Origin of the sequence: Candidatus Palauibacter australiensis, from assembly GCA_026705295.1 — a bacterium.
GTDB classification, from domain to species: Bacteria; Gemmatimonadota; Gemmatimonadetes; order Palauibacterales; family Palauibacteraceae; genus Palauibacter; species Palauibacter australiensis.
The window spans coordinates 1-4,271 of the sequence record JAPPBA010000031.1; the positions used below are offsets into that span (position 1 = coordinate 1).

The following is a 4,271-nucleotide window of genomic DNA, read 5'->3' on the forward strand; positions in this document are numbered from 1 at the left end:
GGAGTTCCCGGAACACCTGGAGAACCTGGAGAACCTGGAACCGTGACCATCATCCGTCGTAACCTTGTTGACTCGTTTCGCCGACGGATGCGGCGCCATCCGATCGTAATGGTCATGGGGCCACGGCAGTCCGGCAAGATGACGCTCTGCCGGACCGTGCTCTCCGACCGGCCCTACGTGTCGTTGCGACGGCTTGACGTGCGCACCGAGGCGGAGCTGGATCCCGAGGGTTTCGTGCGGGAGTATCGGGACGGGGCGGTGATCCACGACGCCCAGTTGGCGCCGGTGTTGATTGCCTATCTTCAGGAACTCGTGGACGAGGATCCGGCTCCGGGGCGCTTTGTGCTGACCGGGTCGATGCACTTCGGATTGAGTCCGGTGATAAACGCGTGGATGGCGCGTCGCGTGGGCGTACTCCAGCTGCTTCCGCCGGGATTTGACGAGTTGGCGCGCTTCGGAAGACCATCGCCGAGTATGCTCGACGCACTCTGGACCGGGGCGTACCCGACGATTCACCAAGGTGACATCTCGCCCCGGGTCTGGCTCCGGGATTATCTCGCGACGTATCTGGATCACGATATCCTGTCCCTGCGGAACATCGCGAACCTCGGGGCCTTTTCGGAGTTCGTGAGACTGGTTGCGGGACGAACCGCAAGAGAGGTGAATCTGTCGGCGCTGGCGGCCGACGTCGGCATCCGACACAACACGGTCCGGGCGTGGATCCACGTGCTGGAGTCCAGCTTCCTTGTCTTTCGGGTCCCGGCGTACCGCCCCAACGTGCGCACACGTCAGATCAAGGCGCCCAAGCTCCACTTTCTGGATTCGGGACTGGCCTGCCACCCGCTCGGCATCCGCACGCCGGAGGAACTCCGTCATCACCCGTTGAGAGGGCAGATCTTCGAGAGCTGGGTGGCGGCGGAGGTCTTGAAGGCGATCGCTCATCGCGGCGAAGAGCCGCGTTTGCGGCATTACAGGGCGGCGGGCACCGAGGTCAATCTCGTCGTTGATCGGGGAGAGCGGGTCATCCTGGCCGAGGCGAAGTCCGGCGCCACGGTCGTCCCGCGTTTCCTCCTCGGCATGCGGACGCTCGGGAAGGCGCTGGGGAGGACGGGGCTTTCCGTCGACCGCCGGCTGATCTTCGGGGGCGACTCTTCCCATCGACGCGGCGACGTGGATGTCCTGCCGTGGAACCGGGTGCTGACAAGGACCTGGAACTGACCTGCCGGACCCGACCTGCCGGAACCGACCTGCCGGAACCGACGCGACCGCCCTCACGGTCAGCGGAGGGCGGCGGCGACGTTGCCGCCGTCCACGGTGAGGATCGCGCCCGTCGTCGCGCGGGCGAGGGCAAGGGAAACGAACGCCCGGGCGACATCGTCGGCCCGGACCTCGCGGCCGAGGAGGTTTCCGCGCAGGTAGGCGTCCTCGCTCACGCCACGCGCTTCGGAGCGGGACGCGATCATCTCGTCGGTGAGGACGCCGCTCCGGATGCGGTCGGCGTTGACCCCGTTCGACCGGATGCCCTCCCAACCGTGCTCGATGGCGTACTGGCGCACGAGTCCGAGGGTCGCCGCCTTCGGCAGTCCGTAGGGGCCGAAGTCGGGGCCCGGGTTGACGGCCTGCTTGGAGACGTTGAAGAGGAGGCAGCCGCCCGTCCCCTGGGCGCGCATCGTGCGCACGGCCGCGCGCGTAACGCGCTGGTGGGCGAAGAAGTTCAACTCGAAGCTCTCCCGCAGCACGTCGTCCGTCACGTCGGCCATGGGGCCGCGCCAGGCCGCCCCGGCGTTCGAGACGAGGATGTCGACGCCTCCGAAGCGGGCGGCGACGATGCCGAACGCGCGGTCGACGGACGCGTCGTCCGTCACGTCGCATGGGACGGCGAGCCCCGCTCCGGCCTGACCGGCGGCGTCGAGCGAGGGGCCCGGGAGGTCGAAGAGGGCGACCTCGGCGCCGGCGGCCCGGAACGCGGCGGCCGTGGCCCGGCCGATGGCGCCCGCGCCGCCCGTGACGACGACGACCTGGCGGGCCAGCGTCTTCTCCTTCGCGCCGGCCAGTTTCGCCTGTTCGAGCGACCAGTACTCGATGTCGAACAGTTCCGCCTCGGTGATGCTTTCGAAGCGGTCCATGCTCTCCGCATCCGTGATGACGTCGACCGTGGTCTCGGCGAGGTCGGCCGCCGCGGCCGCCGCCCGTGCGTCGCGACCGCTCGCGAAGAGCCCGACGCCCGGCACGAGGACCACGCGCGGACTCGGGTCGAGCATGCGCTTCGTCCCGCCGTAGCGCGGGTTGTGGCGCTCGAAATAGGCCGCGTAGGCCTCCCGGTAGGCGTCCACCGCGGCTCGCGCCTCCGCGGTCCAGGCGGTCAGGTCGCCGGCGGGCGGCGCGGGGAGCACGACCGGCAACGGCTTCGTGCGGATCGCGTGATCGGGCGTGACCGTGCCGACCTGGCTGTAGCGCGACAGCTCCGAGCCGCCGACGTAGGCGAGAATGGCCGGGCTTGTCCGGTGTTCCAGGATGAAGCGCTCGAACGCAGCCGTCTCGCCCTCATTCGCCTCGCCACCCCGTCGGTTCGCCAGCATGCCGCGGATGGCGGGGGCCACCTCGCTCGCGGAAGCGCCCGCGCCAGGTGTCGCAGCGGCGGCGAACACGGTCCGGCGCCCGCCCGCGATGCGCGCTTCGGCGAGGCTGACGAACTCGATCATGAGTTCGTACGCCTCGTGCGCCGTGTCCCCGAAGGTGAACAGCCCGTGCTTGAGGAGGACGAGCCCTTCCGCCTCCGGATGGGCGTCGGCCGCCGCCTTCGCCGCCTTCGCGAGATCGAAGCCCGGCATGATGTAGGGCACGATCGCGGCGCGGTCGCCGTAGACCTCGCGGCAGATCTCCTCCCCGTGCGGCTGGTCGGTCAGCACGAGCGCCGCGTTCGCGTGTGTGTGGTCGATGAACGTGCGCGGCACCCACGCGTGCAGGAGCGTCTCCACCGAGGGGTTCGGCGCCTTCGAGTCGAGCAGGTTGCGGCGCTGCAGGTTCACCATGTCCTCGTCGGACAGGGCGTCGATCTCCGCCAGCCCCAGAAGCGGATCGAGTTGCACCGCCGGGAGGCCGGGCGGCTCGATCGTCCCCATGTCCCAGCCGCTCCCCTTCACGTACAGCACGTCCAGGTCGATCCCGGTCACGTCCCGCGCGCGGCCCTTGACCGACGTGTTGCCGCCGCCGTGCATCACGAGCCGCGGCTCGGACCCGAGGAGGCGCGTCGTGTACACCCGCAGCGCGAGATCCTCTCCCACGCCTTCGGCGGCGTACCGTTCGACGAGTTCCGCGGCCTCGCGGTCGCTCCACGCGCTTATCATCTCATGCTCCCCTCATCGAGCCCTGCCTGACGGCCGGCGAAGACGGTACCGACCTCGCGGCAAGGCGTCCAGCGCCGGAGACGGTCACCAGAGGACGGGAGCGGGATACGAAGAGATCGCCCCGTCGGGCGTGACGATCGTCAAGCCATTGACGATCGCCTGCGAGACGAGACCGCGGTCGAAGGGGTCCACATGAAGGGTCGGCAGGAGAATTTCGTGGGCCGCCGATGCCTCATCGAAGGGGAGCGGTTCAAGTTCCAGCCATTCGCGCCGGCTCGAGACGTAGCGGACGGGCGACTCCGGGAGCGGCAACCGCCCGAGGCGGTGCTTGATCGCGATTTCCCACGCCGAGAGCGCGCTCAGGTACACCGTGTTGCCGGGATCTCGGCACGCCGCCTCCGCCGCCCGCGAGAGGCGGGAGTCCGCCGCCGCCAGCCACAGGAACGTACACGTATCGACGAGCAGCCTCACGGCTCGCCGGCGTCACCCTGGAAGGCCCGCAGGACGGGTTCCGGCAGGGGCTCGAAGAAGCTCTCCGGCACCTTCATGCCGCGGTCGATGCCGATCGGGCGTTCCCGGATCGGTGTCGAGGGCAGGGGGCGGATCTCCGCGATGGGCACGTTGCGCCGGCACAGCGTGACGGTCTCGCCACGCTCCACGCGGGCGAGATACCGAGCCAGATCGGCCCGGGCTTCGGCGATGTTGACCCTGGGCATGTACATGAACCTATACAACTACCTGTACAGGCTCAAGAATCCTCCGGCCCCCGGGCCAGCGGCCAGGCTCCGAAGCTATCCTCCGGCCCCCCGGGCCAGCGGCCGGGCTCCGCAGCTATCCTCCGGCCCCCCGGGCCAGCGGCCGGGCTCCGCAGCTATCCTCCGGCCCCCCGGGCCAGCGGCCGGGCTCCGCAGCTATCCTCCGGCC

4 protein-coding genes are annotated in these 4,271 nt (G+C 69.6%); 1 reads left to right on the plus strand and 3 read right to left on the minus strand.

The features are described from left to right. Window positions 1-108: 108 nt before the first annotated feature. Window positions 109-1,218 (plus strand): DUF4143 domain-containing protein, encoded by a 1,110-nt coding sequence (locus OXN85_02100; GenBank protein ID MCY3598751.1) that lies wholly within the window; start codon window positions 109-111, stop codon window positions 1,216-1,218. A 59-nt stretch (window positions 1,219-1,277) separates the two neighbouring features. Here the strand turns inward: OXN85_02100 and OXN85_02105 are convergent, their stop codons facing one another. From OXN85_02105 to OXN85_02115, 3 genes are all read right to left on the minus strand, one after another. Beyond that, on the minus strand, window positions 1,278-3,347 hold the full coding sequence (locus tag OXN85_02105; GenBank protein MCY3598752.1) for a bifunctional aldolase/short-chain dehydrogenase: 2,070 nt from the start codon (window positions 3,345-3,347) through the stop codon (window positions 1,278-1,280). Between the two features lie 84 nt (window positions 3,348-3,431). Further along, on the minus strand, window positions 3,432-3,818 hold the full coding sequence (locus OXN85_02110; protein ID MCY3598753.1) for a type II toxin-antitoxin system VapC family toxin: 387 nt from the start codon (window positions 3,816-3,818) through the stop codon (window positions 3,432-3,434). After that, entirely contained in the window at window positions 3,815-4,069 is a 255-nt protein-coding gene (locus OXN85_02115) for a type II toxin-antitoxin system prevent-host-death family antitoxin (protein ID MCY3598754.1), read from the minus strand. The genes OXN85_02110 and OXN85_02115 overlap by 4 nt, the downstream gene beginning before the upstream one ends. Between the last annotated feature and the right edge of the window lie 202 nt (window positions 4,070-4,271).